This is a genomic window from Parasphingomonas halimpatiens (assembly GCF_036663795.1).
GTDB lineage: Bacteria > Pseudomonadota > Alphaproteobacteria > Sphingomonadales > Sphingomonadaceae > Sphingomonas.
Map to the genome: position 1 here is coordinate 180,673 of NZ_JAXOJP010000001.1, position 18,553 is coordinate 199,225.

The following is an 18,553-nucleotide window of genomic DNA, read 5'->3' on the forward strand; positions in this document are numbered from 1 at the left end:
GGGGCGACGATGTTGCCGCATTGGCAAATGTGCAGACCGACGGTGACCGGTCAGGACCTTGCGTACAAGCCGATAAGCGCCCGTCGTAACATGCGATCCTCGAGCGAATAATAAAGCGCGATACGGTCGTCTTCGATCACCGTCGAGGCGGCGAATGCGATGTCTGTTGAGGTGCGGTCGGTGGCTGGCGGCGGCATGAGCAAGGGTTCGAGCCCGCGGCCAGTGACATGAGTGAAATCCGTGTCGAAAGTGATCCAGCCGATGCGCCAGAGCGCATCATGCGTCGCGCCGTTGTAGAACATCACCGGATCATGCCCCGGCAATTGTACTATCGGGCCGGTCGACAGATGCCAATTGTCCCAGCTGTCATCGCGAACGCCGAAGGGATCGGGCAAATTGCTCCAGGGGCCCTCGGGCGAGGGTCCTCCGGCTACCCCGATACGCGAGGCTTCGTTGGCGGCATATTCGTACAACAGGCGCCAGTCCCCTTGGGATGTCTGGAACAGGGTTGCTTCCTTGATATTCCCTTCGCCCGGTGGGGCCTTGAGCACCAATTGCTTCTCCTCGAGCCGTTCCAGGGTCGGACCCCCGACGAGGATCATCGAACCCTGGGTGCGCGCCGCGTCGACGCCGGTATAGTAGACCAGGTAGCTGCCGTCCGGTTTGACAAGTACTGTCGGGTCCTCGCAACCGCCGGCATCATCAGGTCCGGGACCGGGGACGAGGGCCAGATCGTTGTCCATCGCAAAAGCCAGGCCATCAGTGCCGCTGCCGGCAACAACCAGCCCCGTCGGATCCGTCGGCGCCAGCGGATAGGGTACACCCCGAACCATGATGCGATAGGCAGCGCCCTCCCGCCACACAAAGGGGCTCATCAAATCCGTCGTGGCGCCCAATGGGCCGCCTGTCAGCACGACGGCATCGAGTTGCTCGACGGCATAGGTGATCATCGATCAGGCCCCGAGCGCGACGGTGAGCGACAGCGCCCCGTCAATCGTGACGGTGGTGCCGGTGATGTAGTCTGCGGCCGGTGAGAGCAGGAACATCACCAGCGAGGCGACTTCATCAGGCCGACCTGCGCGACCCCAAGGAATTGCGGCCTCCTTGGCGGCGAGCTCTGCCGGATGGTCGAGCGCCGACTGATTCATCGGCGTGAGGATCATGCCCGGGGCCACGCCGTTGACCGCGATACCTTTGGGGGCAAGTTCCAGGGCCAGCGTTGCGGTCAGTTGTGACAGGCCGCCCTTGGCAGAGTCGTAATCGACGCCGCCGGCACGTGGCGCGCGCTCATGGATCGATGAGATGTTGACGATACGCCCCTTCGTCTCTGTCGCCTCCAGACCGCGGACAAGGCGCCGGCAGGTGAGAAAGGGGCCATAGAGATCGGAACGGATGACGCGGTCGAACTGGACAAGCTCCATCTCCGCGATCAGCACCCCGCTCATATTGAGGCCAGCGGAATTGACCAATAGACTGACGGTGCCGAACTTTGCTTCCGCCGCAGCAAACAGGCGTTCCACGGCCGCTTCGTCCCCGACGTCGGCCTGGATCGCGATGGCCCGGTCACCACCCCCGATCGAGGCGCATACCGCCTGCGCTTCGGCCTCGTCCTTGAAGAACGTGATCACCACGTTCGCACCGGCATCGCCGAGCGCCCTGGCGCAGGCAGCGCCGATGCCGGACTCGCCGCCGGTGACGATTGCTACGCGATTCTCGAACATCTGAATTCCTTACGGCGACTAGGCAGGTAACGGCGCGACAAGCGAGATGCTCATCGCCATCGAGCGGCTCTGACCGGCAGCAACCTCGAAGATTCCCGGCTTGTCTCGAATGTCGCCGGTGAAACCGACAGGGTCGGACAAGCCGTGCCACGGCTCGATACACAGGAACCCAGCCCCGGGCTTGGTCCACACGCTTAGTGTCGGGAAATCGTCAAAGGCGATCTGGAGCTGAGGCGCAGTAGCGGCGCCGTAGCGTACAGTGCGGCTCGAGAGAGCATCGAAGATCAGAGCGTCTTTGACGAACAGTCCATCATGAAGGTGCAGGACGCCTCCGACGACGGGCGTAGGCTGCGGCGCGGGGAGCAGGAACCCTTCGGAGCTGATGCGGCGGACTGGTTCGGGTTCATTCTGGCCAAAGACGAGGCGATAGGCACCCCGAGCTTCGCCATAGGGTAACGGCCAGCGAAACGCCGGGTGGAAGCCGAAACTTGCCGGCATTGGTTCGCTACCGTGATTGGCGATCGAGGCGCCGACAGTCAGCGTCGCGTCGGCAACTGCGAAAGAGATGTCCAGCGTAAACTCGAACGGGTAAATGAGACGCGTTTGTGGTGTCGCCCGCAGTTGGAAGGTCGCACTGGCGGTGTCCCGCGTGGTGAGTTGGAATCGCGCGTGCCGGGCGAAGCCGTGCTTGGGCATTGCATAATTCTTGCCGTCGAGACGATATTCTCCGCCCTCCAGCAGGCCGATCACGGGAAACAGGATCGGCGCCCGTCCGCTCCACACTGCCGGGTCTCCGTTCCACTGCAGCGAGTTTCCCTGCTTATCGGTCAGCGACTGAAGCTCGGCACCTAGTGAGGAGATCCTGGCCACCAGGCCGAGGGACGATATTTCTGTGAGGTTGCCGTTGCCCATCGCAACGAGCTTGGCACCCAGCACGCTAAACTGCTCGTGACAAATACGTCATCGGTGCCAGTCGCCGCGCGCCCAATTTCTCGGATCTTCGAATTCGGGGCGTCGGCCGTTTTCGATGTCGGTGACCAGCTCGCTTGCGGTTGAGCGGTGGAGTATCAGTGACTTTGGGCCCATGGCTCGGTATCCGTGCCGAGCGGCTTTATGCCGTCGATACGCGCAAGCTCAGCGCTGACGAGAGTAACAGTTAGGTCGAGCCAAAGCTGAGCTGCTGCCTCTCGGCAAATCCGTCAGGCCCACGCGCGCGTGAATGACATATGTTCGCGCGGCAGGACGTGGCCAGCAGGGCGAAAAGCCTGCGCCGCGACCCGCAACTCGAGTCGTTTGATACGAAATAGCCATAAGGATCTTGGTATCGGCGACCTTCGCGAAAAATCTTTGTCCCAAGGCCTCCTGGAACTACCCGGCCTCTCGCGTGGGCGCGGGCTTGGTCTCTAAGCCGCGCACATGGAACAGAACGCTCCCCAATCCGATACCGTCGACGACACTGCCCAGGCATTCGAGGCGTTGCGCCAGGAGGTCAGCCTGGCGCGCTCGGCGGTCGCAGGCCTTACCGCCGCGCGTGAGAATGTGCCCGATTATAGTCTGACGCTTGCGGAGATATCCGACAGTCTGAAGGCTGCGTCAGCTGCCATCAATCGTATTGAGAAAAGTCCGGTGGCGCGGCTTTCGCCGGTCTCCTTTGCAGCTGAGATCAACAAAGCCGCAAGTGATGCGCGCGCTGAGGATCGCGCGATCCTGCAGCAATATCGTGACACCATGTCGAATTCGATCGGGCGGCTCGATGGCCTGGTCAAGCGCGGGCAAACGACGGACCAGCAATTGCGCCGAGTGATCTGGAGCGGAGCGGGTAGCTTTGCCGCGGGCATCTTGCTTTGGTCGATCCTGCCAGGCGCCGTCGCGAGGTCATTGCCCGCGAGCTGGCATGTCCCGGAATGGATGGCCGCGCGTACGATGGGGATGGATGCCCAGCACGCTGCGGCGCGATTGGTAGAAATTTCACGCACGTCACCTGGCGCGAATGAGTCGGCTACGTCCGGAACGATTGACGAGCACGCCGATCGAGATCGTCGTGAAAGGCGGTAGTAGGCCCGCTTCCGGTCGTTCTGCCGCGAGAGCGGAATGATTGTTAGTGCGCATTCATCGCGTAGATAATAGCTTTATACGCCAGAGTAGTAGGACGGCAGCATGACGATAGATAACCGGCTCGAGCTCGGCCGCACCTACCTGAGGCTGCTCCGTCGGACGCTTCTCCGCATTGATCGGCTGAGTGGCGACCTGATTGGGCCGCACGGGTTAACCAACCAGCAGTTCCTCGCGCTGTTTCTGATCCGTGACCAAGAGGGACTGACCCAGGTGGAGCTGACCGCGCAGCTCGACTCCGACCAGAACACAGTGTCGGCGATGGTCAGACGGTTGGCGTCACGCGGGCTGGTCATGCGTGAGCCTCACCCGTCCGACGGGCGCGCGGTCCGGCTGATCGCGACGGCCGCAGGCAGCGATTGCGTCAAGCACGCCCTTCCCGACGTCGACCGGCTCTCGCTCAAGCTCGCGGCGCTCATGCCCGCCAAGCATGAAAAGGCGATCGTCGGCTGGCTTGAGAAGGTCGCCAGCCTCGAGGAGTTGGATTAGCTTGTATACTACGTAAACGTAGTATATTGACCGCGCCTTCCCCGGGAACTGGAGTCGCGTGCAGCGACCCGGCTCCCCTCAAGGAGAGGCACGGCCATGAAGATCTTCACCACGGGTAACCCGTTCGCACCGGGCATTCCGACGCAGGCCGCGCTCAAACAGCGTGCCGGGGAATGGGAAGCGTCGGAGGCTATCGACATGGTCCTGGTGGGCTATTCGGCACTCTGGCCGCAGAACATGATCACGGCATCCATGATGGCCAGCGTTACCGAGCGCCTCGGTCTTATCGTCGCGCACCGGCCCGGCGTAATGCACCCTGCCCATGCGGCTCGAGCATTCGGCAGCCTTGACTTCCTGTCTGGCGGAAATCGCCTCGCGCTAAACATTGTGAGCGGCTCTTCCGACAAGGATCTCGCGCGGGAGGGCGATTACACGCCCAAGCCCGAGCGATATGCGCGGGCAACCGATTATGTCGAGTTCATGAAACAGGCGTGGATGAAGGACGCGCCGTTCGACTGGGACACACCATATGCGAAGGCCGAAGGAGTCCGCGTGCTGATGAAGCCCGTTGGCAATCATGTGCCGATCTACATGGGCGGCGAAAGCGACGACGCGATCGACTTCGGCGCCAAGCACGCCGATACCTACATGCTTTGGGGCGAGCCGATCGAGGGGACGAAAGAGCGCATCGAGCGCGTCCGCCGCATCGCCAGGGAGAAATACGGCCGCGAAATCCAGTTCTCGGTGTCGCTACGCCTCTTCCTGGGCGACACCGACGAGGCGGCTTGGACAGAGGCGCGCCGCGTCGAGCAGGTGATCCTCGACGCGCAGGGCTCCAACCGCTTCCTGCGTTCCACCGCGACCGACAAGTCGGTCGGCCGCGAACGCCAGCTGGCGACGACCCAGCAGGACACGCACGATGATGGCGTGTTCTGGACAGGGCTCGTCAAGCTGCTCGGCGGATTTGCCAACTCAGCTGCATTGGTCGGCACGCCCGACCGGGTGTTTGAGGCGCTGCGCTGCTATCGCGATCTCGGCATTTCCGCGTTCCTGCTCACCACGGGTGAAGAGGGCTTCTGGGAGCCGAGCCTCGAGGCGTTCGCGCTCCGCGTAAAGCGCGAGTTGTGAGCGCCGTGCTGATCCGCGACATTGCGCCGCGGCTCGCCTTCCAGGCGCACCCCGTCGAGACAACGGTCAAGGTTGAACTAGTCGATCGGTTAACCGCGGCGGGCATCCGCGCGGTGGAGGTGTCTTCATTTGTCAGCCCGAAGCTGGTCCCGGGCGTTGCCGATGCCGCCGACGTGTTCGCGCGCGTAAAGCGGCCGGCGGGCAGCAGTATGGAATGCTGTGTTGCGAACATGAAGGGCCTGGAGCGCGCGATCGACGCGGGCGCCGATGTGGCGTGGTTCCTGTTGGCGGTCGATGACGGGTTTTCGCGGCTGAACACCGGTCGAGGGATCGAGGAATCGCTCGTCGAACTTGAGCGGATGCGCGCTGTCGCCCAAAGGTCGGCGACAAAGCTCGGGAGCTATTTCATTCACGCATTCGGTGGCCCCGTCGGGCTGGCGCGGGTGCCTTCCGACTTGCAGTCGCTGGCAGAGCGCCTGCTTGCGATCGACGTGCGCGACTGGATACTGGCGGACTCAAACGGGTACGCGGGACCCTCGCAGATGCGCTCCACCGTCGAATGGGCTTCCGGGCTGGTCGGCACCGAGCGGCTGAAAGTACAGGTCCACGACAGTCGGGGCATGGGTCTGGCGAACGTGGCGGAGCTCGCGCGCATGGGGTTCGCAGGTATCGACTTGGCGCTTGCAGGTTCAGGCGGTCACCCGGCCGCGCCCCACGCGCTGGTCGGCGGCACCTGCACTGAGGACGCCGTACAGATGCTCGAATTGATGGGCGTCGAGACAGGTGTCGACCTGCCGGCGCTCGTCGACGCGGCAAACTGGCTCGCCGGGGTGCTTGGCGGCGCGATGGGGTTCGTCCGCCACACCAAGCCTGTCCCCATGTCCAAAAACACCGCGACCAGCACTGCTCCGGCCGCCTGGGCCCGGACGGGAGAGACCGCATGAACGAGACCGATCTTCGCGATCTGGGCGGCGGCACGTTGAGCGGCCTCATCGCGGCGCGCGCGCGCCAGGCTCCTGACAATGTGGCGCTGGTGTTCGAAGGCGCGGACTACAGCTATGCCGACATCGATCGGGAGACTAGCCGCGTCGCCGCCGGCTTCCTCGCGCTCGGCCTCGCGCCCGACACTGTCGTTGCGACGTTCCTCTCCAACCGGCCCGAGCACTTCTTTACCAGTTGGGGCATCACCCGCGCCGGGCTGATCGGCACCGCCGTCAACACAGGGTTCAAGGCGTCCTTTCTGCTGGCGCCGATCGAGCGGGCGGAGGCGGCGGTGCTCGTCACTGAGCGTCGGCTCGGCGAGGCGCTGATGACGGTTGATGCATATCCAGCGTCGCTCAGGGTAATCGTGTTCCTCGACGGCGTGCCCGACACGGTGCCTGCCGGGGTCGAGGCGATCGGCTGGGACGAGTTCGTGGCCGCGGGCAATCCCGATGCCGTGTTCCCGGCGCGTGGGCCTGACGACATCGCCGCGATCAGCTTCACGTCGGGCACCACCGGCCGCAGCAAGGGCGTGGTCTCGCCCAGCCTTATGGGGTTGGTCATGGGCAAAGAAGCGGCCGCCGCATTCGGGCTGACGCCCGCCGACCGGCTCTACACCTCAATGCCGCTGTTCCATGGAATGGCCCAGGTCACCACCGGCATCGCCGCGCTCTATGCCGGCGCGACCATCATCTTGGCGCGCGGGTTCAGCGCGTCGGGCTGGTGGGCGGACATACGCCGGAGCGGTGCCACACAGGCGAGCGCGCTCGGCTCGATGCTCCACATGGTGTCCGCGCAGCCGCCGTCCGAGCATGATCGCGATCACTGCGTAACCCGCATCTTCTCCGCGCCCGCGCCTCCCGACATTCTCTACCGGTTCGAACGGCGCTTTGGCGTCCATCTGATCGAGGGCTATGGCTCGACCGAGATCAAGAACGTTCTCTACAACCCGATCGGAAGCCGCAAGATCGGTTCGATGGGCAGGCCGACCGCGAGCTCCGTGATCGAGATCCACGACACAAACGGTTATCGCTGCGCGCCGGGGCAGGTCGGTGAGCTCGTCTACCGGCCGCGCATGCCCCACATCATGCTCAAGGAGTATTACCGCGAGCCCGAGAAGACGCTCCAGGCCATGCGCGGGCTGTGGTGGCACACCGGCGACATGGCGACTGAAGACGCTGACGGCTTCTTCTGGTTCTACGACCGCACATCCGACCGGTTGCGCCGCCGCGGCGAAAACATCTCGTCGATGGAGCTGGAGGGCGTCGTGACCGCGTTTCCGGGGATCACAGAGACGGCCGCCGTGGCAGTCCAGTCGGATGTCGGCGAGGACGAAGTGCTCGCGATCGTGGAGACGCGGGGCGCGGAGATCGCCTGGCCGGCGCTCGTCGCGCACTGTGCCGCTAACATGCCGCGGTTCATGGTACCCCGCTACTATCGTGCTGTGCCGGTGCTGCCACGCACGCCGACCGGCAAGGTGCAGAAGAACGATTTGCGCGGCGTCGGCCTTACTGACGACACGTTCGACCATGTCGCGGCCGGCATTACCATCGAGCGCCAAGCCTGAAGGAGAGACTATCATGAAAATCGGATGCGTCGGCGCGGGCTTTATCGGCCGCGCCGTGGCCAAGTTGGCAGGCCAGCACGGGCACCAGGTGATGCTCAGCAATTCGCGTAGCCCCAAGACGCTCACGAGCACGGCGATCTCCGTTCGGGCCGGGATCGGTACTGTCCCCGATGCGGTCGCGTTTGGCGACGTCGTGCTGCTCGCCATCCCCTTCTATGCGATCGCCGGCCTCGATCCGGCCCCGTTTGCGGGCAAGATCGTGATGGACGCGTGCAACTATTATCCCGGCCGCGACGATCCGGTGCCGTCGCTCGACGATGGCAGCGACACGACCAGCGCCATCGTCCAGCGCCATCTCCCCGACGCCAAGGTCGTCAAGGCGTGGAATGCCATCCTGGAGCGCGACATCGAGAAGGACGCCCTGCCCGCGGGTGCGCTGGACCGCCGCGCCCTTCCGATCGCCGGCGACGACGCCGAGGCGAAGGCTAAGGTCGCGGCGTTGTTCGACGATCTTGGCTATGACGTTGTCGATGCCGGCTCGCTCAGCGAAGGCTGGCGGTTCGAGCGCGCTCGCCCCGCTTATTGCGTACCGCTCGACCGACCGGCGCTGAAAGCAAAGCTGGCTGAGGCCGGCTCTGGCCGTCAGGCCGAGGGGGCATGGCGCGGATGACGCGCCTCGCTATCGATGACGCGCGCGCGCTCTGTGTCCAGGCCATGGTTGCGATCGGCCATGCGCCGAACGAAGCCGCGATCATCGCCAACCACCTGATCGACTGCGAGCTGCGCGGCCTGTCGTTCGGCGGCCTCGCCCGCGCATTGTCGATCGCGGATCGGGTGCGGCAATACGGGCTCAGCGCCAAGCCGATCAGCGTTGTCCAAGAGACGCCCATATCGGCGAACCTCGATGGCGGCGACCAGGTCGGCTATCTGGTCGGCCAGCGCGTGACCGACCTCGCCATTGACAAGGCGCGGAGCAGTGGTGTCGCGCTCATCGGCGCGAACGAGACTTGGTATACGGGAATGTTTTCCTACTATCTCGAGCAGGTCACCAAGGCCGGGTTTGCAGGAATGGTAGCCGGCAGCGGGGGCCAGTTTGTGGCGCCTGCAGGCGGCAGCGAGGGACGGTTCGGTACCAACCCCATCGCGTTCGGGTTCCCCACAACAGCAACGCCGATCATCTGGGACATCGGTACGTCGGGCATCATGCTAGGCGAGGTCATATTGGCGATGCGAGAAGATCGACAGCTTGGCGAAGGGCTCGCTTATGATAGCGCCGGTGATCCGACGCGCGACCCCGTTGCCGCGCTCAACGGCGGGGCGGTGGGCGTGTGGGGCGGCCACAAAGGCTCCGGCCTGGCGATGGTGGTCCAGCTGCTCGGGATGATGTGTGGCGCCGCCGCGGCGCCAGCAGGGCTGCGCGATTGCGGGTTCTTCCTGCTCGTGGTGAACCCGGGGCTGATTGATCCGGTCGGCGACTTTGCCCAACGAGCCGCCGGCTACGCCGACACCCTACGCGCGACCCGACCGGTCGATCCGGCCGCACCGGTGCGTGTGCCGTTCGAGCGCTCGGCAGCCCTGCGTGCCGAGCGACTGGTGGCGGGCTTTATCGACGTGTCGGATGGCGTCCACACAGCGTTGACCCAAGTCGCCGCGGCGGTTGCATGACCGCGTTCAGCGTCGGCATCGGCGACACCACGAGCCTCGCATCATCCACGGAAAGCACTTTGCTGACTGCACTACGGGCAGCTGACGCCAATGGTGCGCGCACGCGCCTGTTCGGATGCGAGCCACTCTCGGCGCTGCCCAACTATCCGATCAAGGCTTGCAACGGCGCCGATGTCGCCTGCGATATGGTCGCTACGGCTCGCACTGCGGACGGCCTGATCATTTCGACCAGACGCAGCGATGAAGATCAGCGTGTAGGTGGGCCGCGTCTCGCCGACGCACGATGACCGGTGTGCGGCGCGAGGGTTTGAGCGGATGCGCCCTCGCCGCCGCTCTCCAAGCCGTCGGAGAGCGTTGGAGCATGATGATATTACAAGCCGTGTTCGATGATCTTCATCATTACGAGGAGTTCCACGCAGAACTTGGCATTGCCCGAAACATTTTAGCCGATCGGCTTGTCCGCCTGGTCCGGTGTGGGGTCCTTACGCGCGAAGGGCTGCCGGAAAATCGCCGCAAAATCCGCTATGCGCTGACACCCAAGGGAGAGGCACTTCTGCCGGTAATGCTGGCCTTGCGTCAGTGGGGTGAAGCTTGGGGGACCGGCAGCACCAGCGCCAGCCCTTCGCCTGCAAGGTCCCGTGCAGACGAGCGGTCACCACCCGGGCCGACAGCACTACCCAGCACTTTCATGTAGACGCTTGGATGGTGAGTCAGCGGCGAGCCTCGCATTTTGAGTACATAGAGAAATTGCCGCCTATTCGACTCCGCTATTCCAAGCAATTTGACTTTTTGGCGTGCGGATAACGCCCTTACCGCTGTGCAGGACCTGAGTAAGATCTGCCAGCCACCCATGGGAAACAACGGATGCTTTACGAGGTTACAACATTAGGCGGCTCGGTTTTCGCCAGGAGGGCTTTGGCGGGGGCACGCGACTGGATGAACAATGCCACATCCGGCAGACTACTTGGCATCTGGCACACCGATATCGGCAAGATCGGAGAGGTGCTCATTTTACGTGTTTTTGACAGTGAAGTTGAGCTGCGGGCAGAGCGGCATAGAGCGTTAATGAGCGAGGATCCGTTCGGCAGCGCCTCGGCGAAGGTGACGCTTACGATGGAAAGCTATGCGCTCTTCCCGTTCCTTCCTGATCCCGGCCCTCGCGCCTACGGCGGCACATTCGAGATCCGCACCTATCACCTGACGCCAGGCGGACTGCCGGGGACAATTGACGGTTGGCACGCAGCGATCGGACCGGCGCATGCCTATACCGACCACCTTGTCGCGACCCTTTACGCGCTCGATGGCTTGCCGCGGATCACGCACATCTGGGGGTTCGAAAGCGTCGAAGAGCGTAACCGATTGCGCCGTGAGCACTATGCGGCAGGCCTATGGCCGCCGGCGGGCGGCCCCGAGCGGATCGAGTATGCCACGTCAGTGATTGCGACTGCCGAGCCGGGCTTGCCTATTTGTTAACGTGAGCTGCTAGCCTGGTTCGTTGCTTATGTGATTTGTCCCAGCCGTTTCGCTCGCCTCTTGCTTGTGGACAACGAAAGTCTGCGAACTGCTGAGCGCCCGCGGCGGCCAGATCGAAACGGTCGTCGACCTTGGAAGCGGGGCAACGGGTTTCCATCCCGACGGCTCGTACATGCGGTGGATCGCAAACGATGGGGACGGCCCGGCGGCCGGGCTTGCTGGGACGGGATTTGCTCCGGTCAGACGGGACAGGAATGCCTCATAGAGCGCCAACGCGTCGCGCTTTTCGTCGAGGCGGTCATACCGGTCATAGATTTCGTCGAGCACTTTGGGCGCGTGATTAATTAACACCTCGCACGTGTCCCTCGACACTCGAAGCCGCGCCATGTTCGAGCGGAACGTGCGGCGAAGGTCATGAATCGTCCAACCGGATGTGCCCGAGCGCTCTTTCACCTCCCTCTGCGCTTTGGAAAGGCCCTCAACGGAAAGATGCGTGTCGCCCCATCGCGATCGCAGGAAGTAGCGTTCCTGCGCCGGCATTCCGTCAAGAAGGGCCTTGGCGATGGGGAGCAGGGGGATCGCATGATCACGCCCGTTCTTCGTGGCCGATCCCGGTATCGTCAGCACATCGTCGATGACCCACGAGCGTTCGATTACGCTGGTTTCCCCCCTCCGTGTTCCCCACAAGATGATAAGGCGAAGCACATTATTGGGGTAGGTATCGGCCGCCTGCCAAACCGCTTTTAGCTCATGGTCAGTAAGAAACCGTGTTCCCTTGCGGTCCTTGCCGGGCGGGGGATAGCCCTCCATTGGTGAGTGCTTGATGAACCGCTGCGGCGGTCTCACACACCATCGCATGAAACACCGAAGCCCACGGAACGCATGCAATTGCTCCGACGGGGTACGGTGAAGCGCATCAAGACACGACTTAATATCATAGTCCTCGATCTCATCGAGTTTGTGATGCTCAAGCGCTTTGAAATGCCTCATGAGGTGGCTCGTCATCTGCGACTTCCAGCGCGGCGATTTGTCTCGGAAATATTCTTCGAGGAACTGGTCACGCGCTTCTTTGAAGGTCTTCTGTTTGGGCTTCGGCGGCGCCTTATCGGCTCCAAGTATCTGCATCGCCTTCTTGCGCGCGTCAGCCAATGAGAGCTCGGGATAGGAGCCCAAGCGGACGCGCTCACGCTCCCGGCCACGCATCACGATCCAGGTCCGACTGCGCTTTCCTACCCTGATGCCAAAGCCGGGAGTGATATCCGAAAAATAGGTCACGTACTTTTCGGAGGGCTTGAGCGATTTTACGCTCACGTCGGTCAGGTGGACAGTTGGCACAATCTGGCTCCTTTCTGGCTCACAATCGAGCGAGATAGAGCCAGATTTTATAGTACCAAATGAGATACCGATTTAAAGTAAGCGACTGTAAAAGCTTACTATTGGCACGCTACGGGAAGTCTTGAAATGCGGGATTCTGGGATTGGAAGGCTGCTGTACTACCATTGTACTATACCCGCGTCGCCCGACGGCGCGGGCGCCAATTGCCACGAGCAGTGGCGGCTGGTCAACATCCGCGCGCACCGCCGCATCGCGCGCCGGCTCAATAAGGCGGCGTGACGCGCGCGCGCTGCGCCCGCGCCGCTTCGGTCCACCAGGCCAGATCATCGGCGAAGCGCGGAAAGGCGCGCGTCAACGCCGTGCCGCTGTCGCCCTGCGGCGCGCCGTCCGCGTCGAACGCGCTGCCGATCCCGCCGACCGACAATGTGCTGGAAATCACCACCATGCCCATCTCGGCCAGCGTCGGATGCCATGCGCTCGCCGCGCGCACGCCGGCGAGCCGCCCGGCCGAATAGCTGGCGATCGCCGCCGGCCGCCAGAACCACTCGGGCAGGAAATGGTCGGTCAGGTTCTTGAGCCCGGGCTGGACGCCCCAATTATATTCGCCGGTGACGAACAGGAAGGCGTCTGCGGTCTTGATCTTCTGCGCCAGCGCCTCGAGTGCGTCGGGTGCGGTGCCGGGTTTATATTCGCGGTACATGCGGTCGAGCATCGGCAGGCCGACCGCCTTGGCGTCGATCAGCTCGGGGCTGGCGCCGCGCGCGGCGAAGGCGTCGACCAGATAATGCGCCAGCTTGATGCCCTGGCGGTCGGATCGGTAGGAGCCGTAGAAGATCAGGACCCGGTCGCTCATGTTGGCCTCCCAGCGTCTGTTCCATCCAGCGCGCGACGGCGCGCGACATACCCAAGCACGCCGCGCGCCGCCTTGTCGACTCTCGCTCCCGTGCGCTGGCGCCGCCGCCGTGGGTGCACTGAAGCGACGCCTGACAGCGCCATGCGGCGGCGGCTTGGTGCCCATCGCCACGGGCCATGTCCGAAATTGTCGGATCAACGTCTTTTGCGGCATGATCGTCACGGCCTATGGCCGCGGACGAGGACGATAGATGACGGGATTGCCCATAAGGATCGGTCTGCTCGGCTATGACGGCGTCCAGACGCTTGATCTGACCGGCCCGCTCGACGCGTTCGGCGCGGCGAACCAGGCGCAGCCGCACGCCTATGCGATGCTGGTACTCAGCCCGGATGGTGCGCCCTTCACCAGCGAAGCCGGGCTGCGCATCGTTCCCGACGCGGCGCTGGACGACGCGCCGCCGCTCGACACGCTGATCGTCGCGGGCGGCGAGGGGCTGCGGCGCGGCGACCTGGCCGATCGCGTCGCGGCGGCGATCGTCGATCGCGCCAACACCCTGCGCCGCATCGTCTCGGTCTGCACCGGCATTTACGGCCTCGCGCCGACCGGGCTGCTCGACGGTCGCCGTGCCACGACGCACTGGTACCATGCGCGCGATGTCGCCGGGCGCTTTCCCGCCATCCGGCTCGATCCCGACGCGATCTTCATCAGGGACGGGCGCTTCTACACCTCGGCCGGCATCACCGCGGCGATCGATCTGTCGCTTGCCCTGATCGAGGAAGACCATGGTCCGGCACTCGCCGTCACGGTGGCGCGCGAGCTGGTCGTCTATCTCCGGCGATCGGGCGGGCAGCAGCAATATTCCGAGCCGTTGCGGTTTCAGGCCGGCGCGGGGAATCGCTTTGCCGATCTTGCCGGCTGGATGCTCGCTCATCTCGACGGCGACCTGTCGGTCGAGGCGCTGGCTGATCGCGTGGCGCTAAGCCCGCGCCAGTTCAGCCGCGCCTTTCAGGCGAGTTTCGGCACGACGCCCGCCGCCTATGTCGAGATGCTGCGGCTCGATGCGGCGCGCCAGCGCCTCGTCGCGACCAATGCCGCGATCAAACAGGTCGCCGCCGCCAGCGGCTATGCCAGCGATGACAGTTTCTGCCGTGCGTTCGATCGCCGCTTCGGCCTGCCGCCCAGCGACCATCGCCGCCGTTTCACGCCCCTTCCCGAACCCGCACTTTGAGGATCGACCATGAAAATCGCCAAAACCGCCATGCTGTCCAGGGCCGGCCTGTTGATTGTCCCGGCCTTGCTGCTGTTCGGCGCGGCGCGGGGATCGACCGCGCCCGAGCCGGCGCCCGCCGCGCAATATAATGCCGCGGGCGAGTTGATCCTGCCCGCCGATTATCGCGAATGGGTGTTTCTGACCTCCGGCCTCAACATGAACTACAGCGATGGGCCGCTCGGCATGGACCATGAAATGGTCGACAATGTCTTCGTCGATCCCGTCTCGTGGAAGGCTTTCAAGGCGACCGGGCGCTGGCCCGATGGCACCGTCATGGTCAAGGAGCCGCGCATCGGCTCCAGCAAGGGCTCGATCAACAAATCGGGCATTTTCCAGACCGAGCAGCGCTTCGACCTCGAGGTGCATGTCCGCGATTCCCGGCGGTTCAAGGGCGGCTGGGCGTTCTTCGTCAATGTCGGCGACAAGCCCGCCAAGGCGATTCCCGCCAGCGCCAGCTGCTACTCCTGTCACGGTCAACATGGCGCGGTCGATACGACCTTCGTGCAATTCTACCCGACCGCCAAACCCATCGCGGTCAAGGCAGGAACCTTCGTGACCGGGAAATAGCGGCGGCAACACCCCGAAAGACATGATGGATTGACTTGCGCGACGGCCTCGTGATGTTGTGCGCGAAAGGTGACGCTGCTTTTCGGGCAACGTCGCCTGTTCCATGGAACGCTGGTCGTGCGTCGCTCATCGGGCAAGGAATTTTCCAGGTTCCGGGCTGAGTGACATGCGATGCGGCGCATGACTTCGGGCTGATGCAATGAGCTTCCGCAATATTTCCGCCTGGTCGATCCGCAATCCGGTCCCCAGCATCGTCCTGTTCTTCATGCTGACCGCCGCCGGGATCGTCAGCTTCATGCGGATGGACGTCAACAACCAGCCCGATATCGACTTTCCGGTGGTGATCGTATCGATCAGCCAGCCCGGCGCCGCCCCGACCGAGCTCGAAAACCAGGTCACGACCAAGGTCGAGGCGGCGGTGCGCAGCCTGCAGGGCATCGACGAGATCGATTCGACCGTCCAGGAAGGCAGCTCGACCACGGTGGTGCAGCTCGCGCTGGGCACGCCGATCGATCGCGCGGTCGAGGATGTGCGCTCGGCCGTGCAGCAGATCCGCAGCGACCTGCCCGACGGCATCCTCGAGCCGCAGGTCAGCCGCGCCAACACGACAGGCCAGGATCTGGCGAGCTACGCCGCGATCTCGACCGACATGACGATAGAGCAGCTCAGCTGGTATATCGACAATACCGTGGCCAAGGAGCTGCTGTCGGTCCCCGGCATGGCGCAGGTCGATCGCAACGGCGGCGTCAGCCGCGAGATCCGCGTCATCCTCGATCCGCTCAAGTTGCAGGCGCAGGGCGTGACCGCCAGCCAGGTCAATCAGCAGCTGCGCCAGGTCAATCTCAACGCCGCCGGCGGCCGCGCGGAAATCGCCGGGTCGGAACAGTCGGTGCGCGTGCTCGGCAATGCCAGCACCGCCTATACGCTCGGCCAGGTGCAGATCAGCATGGGCAACGGGCGCACCGTGCGCATCGCCGATCTCGGCCAGGTGCGCGATCTCTATGCCGAGCAGCGCAGCGCCTCGGCGCTCGACGGTCGCCAGGTGCTGAGCTTCGACTTCCAGCGCGCCAAGGGCGGTTCCGACGTCACGGTGTTCCAGGTCGCGCAGGAAAAGCTCGCCGCGCTCGAAAAGCGCAACCCGCAAGTCCATTTCCAGATGATCTCGAACAGCGTCAAATATACCAAGGCGCAATATGACGCTGCGATGGAGGCGATGGTCGAGGGCGCGATCCTCGCGGTGATCGTGGTGTTCCTGTTCCTGCGCGACTGGCGCTCGACGATCATCTCGGCGCTGGCCATCCCGCTCTCGGCGATCCCGAGCTTCTGGTTCATGGACCTGCTCGGCTTCACGCTCAACAACATGACGCTGATGGCGCTGAGCCTCGTCGCCGGTGTGCTGGTCGATGACGCGATCGTCGAGATCGAGAATATCGTGCGGCACATGCGGATGGGCAAATCCGCCTACCAGGCATCGATCGACGCCGCCGACGAGATCGGCCTCGCCGTGCTCGCCACCACCATGTCGATCGTCGCGGTGTTCCTGCCGGTCGGCCTGATGCCCGGCGTGTCGGGGCAGTTCTTCAAGAATTTCGGCCTCACCGTCGTCGTGTCGGTGCTGATCAGCCTCGCCGTCGCGCGGCTCATCACGCCGATGCTCGCGGCCTATTTCCTCAAGGCCAAGGGCCATCAGTCGCACGGCGAAGGCCGGTTGATGGACGTCTATATGAGCGTGCTGCGCTGGACGCTCCGGCACCGCTGGTCGGCGGTGGTCGCGGGCACCGTGTCCCTCGCGCTGACCATCGGGCTGTTCGTCTACATGCCCAAGACCTTCCAGCCCGATCGCGACCTCGATTCGTCGACCGCGCAGATCACCATGGTCCCCGGCACCACACTGGCGCAGACCCAGGCGGTGGTGAACGAGGTGGCCGCCCTGTTCCAGGCGCAGCCCGATGTCGGCCATGTCTATGCCCGCGCCTCGGTCGGCAGCGGCCGGGTGACCGCGCTCTACCGCCCGGGCAAGAAGCTGACGAGCGCGCAGTTCGAGCAGCAAATGGCGCCGCAACTGGCGACGGTCGCCGATGCCCGCGTCGCCTTCCGCTCGCAGGGTGGCTGGGGCGGCAGCGCACGCCAGCTGTCGATAGTGCTCGGCGGCGATGATCCCAAGCAACTGACCGCCACCGCGATCCAGCTGGTCGACCAGATGGCGAAGCTGCCCGACATCGTCGCGCCGCGCATCGAGGGCAATCTGCTGCGCCCCGAAATCGTCATCACCCCGCGGCTCGATCTCGCCGCCAATCTCGGCGTGACGACGCAGGCGCTGTCCTCGGCGATCCGCATCGCGACGCTCGGCGACATCGACCAGAACAGCGCGAAATTCTCGCTCACCGATCGCCAGGTGCCGATCCGCGTCGCGCTCGACCAGAATGCGCGCCAGCGGCTGTCGACGATCAGCAACCTGCCCGTGGCGACCTCGACCGGTGCCTCGGTCCCGCTCAGCCTCGTCGCCGAGGTCAGTCTCGGTGCCGGCCCGACGCAGATCCAGCGCGTCGCGCAGAAGCGCCAGCTGACGATCGGCGCCGATCTTGCGCGCGGCGTTGTCAGCGGCACCGCCCAGGCCGAAATCCACAAGCTGCCCATCATGCAGAACCTGCCGATGGGTGTCGGCGAACTCGTCGTCGGTCAGGACAAGTGGATGGCTGAGATGCTGACCAACTTCATCATCGCGCTGCTGTCGGGCTGCTTCCTGGTGTTTGCGGTGCTCGTGCTGCTCTATCGCCGCGTGCTGCCACCGCTGGTCAATATGGGCTCGCTGCTGCTCGCGCCGCTCGGCGGTCTGATCGGCCTGTTGATCACCGGCACGCCGATCTCGATGCCGGTCTATATCGGTATCATCATGCTGTTCGGCATCGTCGCCAAGAACTCGATCCTGCTGATCGATTTCGCGCTCGAGGAGATGAACAAGGGCGTGCCGGTGTTCGAGGCGATCATCGATGCCGGGCATAAACGCGCCCAGCCGATCGTCATGACGACGGTGGCGATGGTCGCCGGCATGATGCCGACCGCGCTGGCGCTCAACGGCGACGGTTCGTCGCGCGTGCCGATGGGCATCACCGTGATCGGCGGCCTGTCGCTCTCGACCCTGCTGACGCTGGTGATCGTGCCGGCGAGCTTCAGCCTCGCGGTCGGGGTCGAGCGCTGGATCGGGCCGCGGCTCGGCCGCCGCCTGCTGACCTATCGCCCCGGCGATGACGGCAGCACGGTGATCGGCCATGATCCGGCGGCGGGCCGGATCGGCGGGCCGACCGGCGCGATCGGCCATCACGGCGAGGCGCCGCAGCCGGCCGAGTAACACGCGCGCGGGGCGGTGTCGGGCAATCGCCGCTTCCCTTCGT

At 64.3% G+C, this 18,553-nt stretch carries 18 protein-coding genes; 13 read left to right on the forward strand and 5 right to left on the reverse strand.

The window, feature by feature from the left end; translation table 11 throughout:
* Positions 1-50 precede the first annotated feature (50 nt).
* Genes U1839_RS00800 through U1839_RS00810 form a run of 3 tightly spaced genes read right to left on the reverse strand, consistent with a single transcriptional unit; the run spans position 51 to position 2,657 of the window.
* The gene (locus U1839_RS00800; protein WP_332801770.1) at positions 51-950 is read right to left on the reverse strand and encodes a glycoside hydrolase family protein; all 900 of its coding nucleotides are present in this window, start codon (positions 948-950) and stop codon (positions 51-53) included.
* Positions 951-953: 3 nt separating this feature from the next.
* Positions 954-1,721 (reverse strand): SDR family NAD(P)-dependent oxidoreductase, encoded by a 768-nt coding sequence (locus U1839_RS00805; RefSeq protein WP_332801771.1) that lies wholly within the window; start codon positions 1,719-1,721, stop codon positions 954-956.
* Positions 1,722-1,739: 18 nt separating this feature from the next.
* Positions 1,740-2,657, reverse strand: coding sequence for an aldose 1-epimerase family protein (locus U1839_RS00810; RefSeq protein ID WP_332801772.1), 918 nt, complete (start codon positions 2,655-2,657; stop codon positions 1,740-1,742).
* Between the two features lie 480 nt (positions 2,658-3,137).
* Here U1839_RS00810 and U1839_RS00815 point away from each other — a divergent pair, with 480 nt between their 5' ends.
* The 10 genes from U1839_RS00815 (at position 3,138) to U1839_RS00860 (ending at position 11,136) form a co-directional block, all read left to right on the forward strand.
* A complete protein-coding gene (locus U1839_RS00815; RefSeq protein WP_332801773.1) occupies positions 3,138-3,776 on the forward strand; it encodes a hypothetical protein in 639 nt (212 codons plus the stop codon).
* 102 nt (positions 3,777-3,878) lie between these two features.
* Positions 3,879-4,322, forward strand: coding sequence for a MarR family winged helix-turn-helix transcriptional regulator (locus U1839_RS00820; protein WP_332801774.1), 444 nt, complete (start codon positions 3,879-3,881; stop codon positions 4,320-4,322).
* Positions 4,323-4,418: 96 nt separating this feature from the next.
* A complete protein-coding gene (locus tag U1839_RS00825; protein ID WP_332801775.1) occupies positions 4,419-5,450 on the forward strand; it encodes an LLM class flavin-dependent oxidoreductase in 1,032 nt (343 codons plus the stop codon).
* A complete protein-coding gene (locus U1839_RS00830; protein ID WP_332801776.1) occupies positions 5,447-6,394 on the forward strand; it encodes a hydroxymethylglutaryl-CoA lyase-like TIM-barrel protein in 948 nt (315 codons plus the stop codon). Before U1839_RS00825 ends, U1839_RS00830 begins: the two co-directional genes overlap by 4 nt.
* Positions 6,391-7,998, forward strand: coding sequence for an AMP-binding protein (locus U1839_RS00835; RefSeq protein ID WP_332801777.1), 1,608 nt, complete (start codon positions 6,391-6,393; stop codon positions 7,996-7,998). Before U1839_RS00830 ends, U1839_RS00835 begins: the two co-directional genes overlap by 4 nt.
* A 13-nt stretch (positions 7,999-8,011) precedes the next feature.
* Positions 8,012-8,668 (forward strand): NADPH-dependent F420 reductase, encoded by a 657-nt coding sequence (locus U1839_RS00840; RefSeq protein ID WP_332801778.1) that lies wholly within the window; start codon positions 8,012-8,014, stop codon positions 8,666-8,668.
* Complete coding sequence (locus U1839_RS00845) at positions 8,656-9,663, forward strand: Ldh family oxidoreductase (protein WP_332801779.1); 1,008 nt, start codon at positions 8,656-8,658, stop codon at positions 9,661-9,663. Before U1839_RS00840 ends, U1839_RS00845 begins: the two co-directional genes overlap by 13 nt.
* On the forward strand, positions 9,660-9,950 hold the full coding sequence (locus tag U1839_RS00850; RefSeq protein WP_332801780.1) for a hypothetical protein: 291 nt from the start codon (positions 9,660-9,662) through the stop codon (positions 9,948-9,950). The genes U1839_RS00845 and U1839_RS00850 overlap by 4 nt, the downstream gene beginning before the upstream one ends.
* Positions 9,947-10,357, forward strand: a complete 411-nt coding sequence (locus U1839_RS00855; RefSeq protein WP_443030552.1) for a winged helix-turn-helix transcriptional regulator — start codon at positions 9,947-9,949, stop codon at positions 10,355-10,357. The genes U1839_RS00850 and U1839_RS00855 overlap by 4 nt, the downstream gene beginning before the upstream one ends.
* A gap of 170 nt (positions 10,358-10,527) precedes the next feature.
* Positions 10,528-11,136, forward strand: a complete 609-nt coding sequence (locus U1839_RS00860) for an NIPSNAP family protein (RefSeq protein WP_332801781.1) — start codon at positions 10,528-10,530, stop codon at positions 11,134-11,136.
* Between the two features lie 9 nt (positions 11,137-11,145).
* Here the strand turns inward: U1839_RS00860 and U1839_RS00865 are convergent, their stop codons facing one another.
* Both U1839_RS00865 and U1839_RS00870 read right to left on the reverse strand, forming a co-directional pair.
* Positions 11,146-12,471 carry a tyrosine-type recombinase/integrase gene (locus U1839_RS00865; protein ID WP_332801782.1) on the reverse strand — a complete coding sequence of 442 codons (1,326 nt, stop codon included), beginning with the start codon at positions 12,469-12,471 and terminating at the stop codon, positions 11,146-11,148.
* A 262-nt stretch (positions 12,472-12,733) separates the two neighbouring features.
* On the reverse strand, positions 12,734-13,324 hold the full coding sequence (locus U1839_RS00870) for an NADPH-dependent FMN reductase (RefSeq protein ID WP_332801783.1): 591 nt from the start codon (positions 13,322-13,324) through the stop codon (positions 12,734-12,736).
* Between the two features lie 250 nt (positions 13,325-13,574).
* Between U1839_RS00870 and U1839_RS00875 the strand changes: the two genes are divergently transcribed.
* From U1839_RS00875 to U1839_RS00885, 3 genes are all read left to right on the forward strand, one after another.
* Positions 13,575-14,552 (forward strand): GlxA family transcriptional regulator, encoded by a 978-nt coding sequence (locus U1839_RS00875; protein WP_332801784.1) that lies wholly within the window; start codon positions 13,575-13,577, stop codon positions 14,550-14,552.
* A 9-nt stretch (positions 14,553-14,561) separates the two neighbouring features.
* Entirely contained in the window at positions 14,562-15,161 is a 600-nt protein-coding gene (locus tag U1839_RS00880) for a cytochrome P460 family protein (RefSeq protein WP_332801785.1), read from the forward strand.
* 199 nt (positions 15,162-15,360) lie between these two features.
* Positions 15,361-18,510 (forward strand): efflux RND transporter permease subunit, encoded by a 3,150-nt coding sequence (locus U1839_RS00885; protein ID WP_332801786.1) that lies wholly within the window; start codon positions 15,361-15,363, stop codon positions 18,508-18,510.
* The last annotated feature ends 43 nt before the right edge of the window (positions 18,511-18,553 follow it).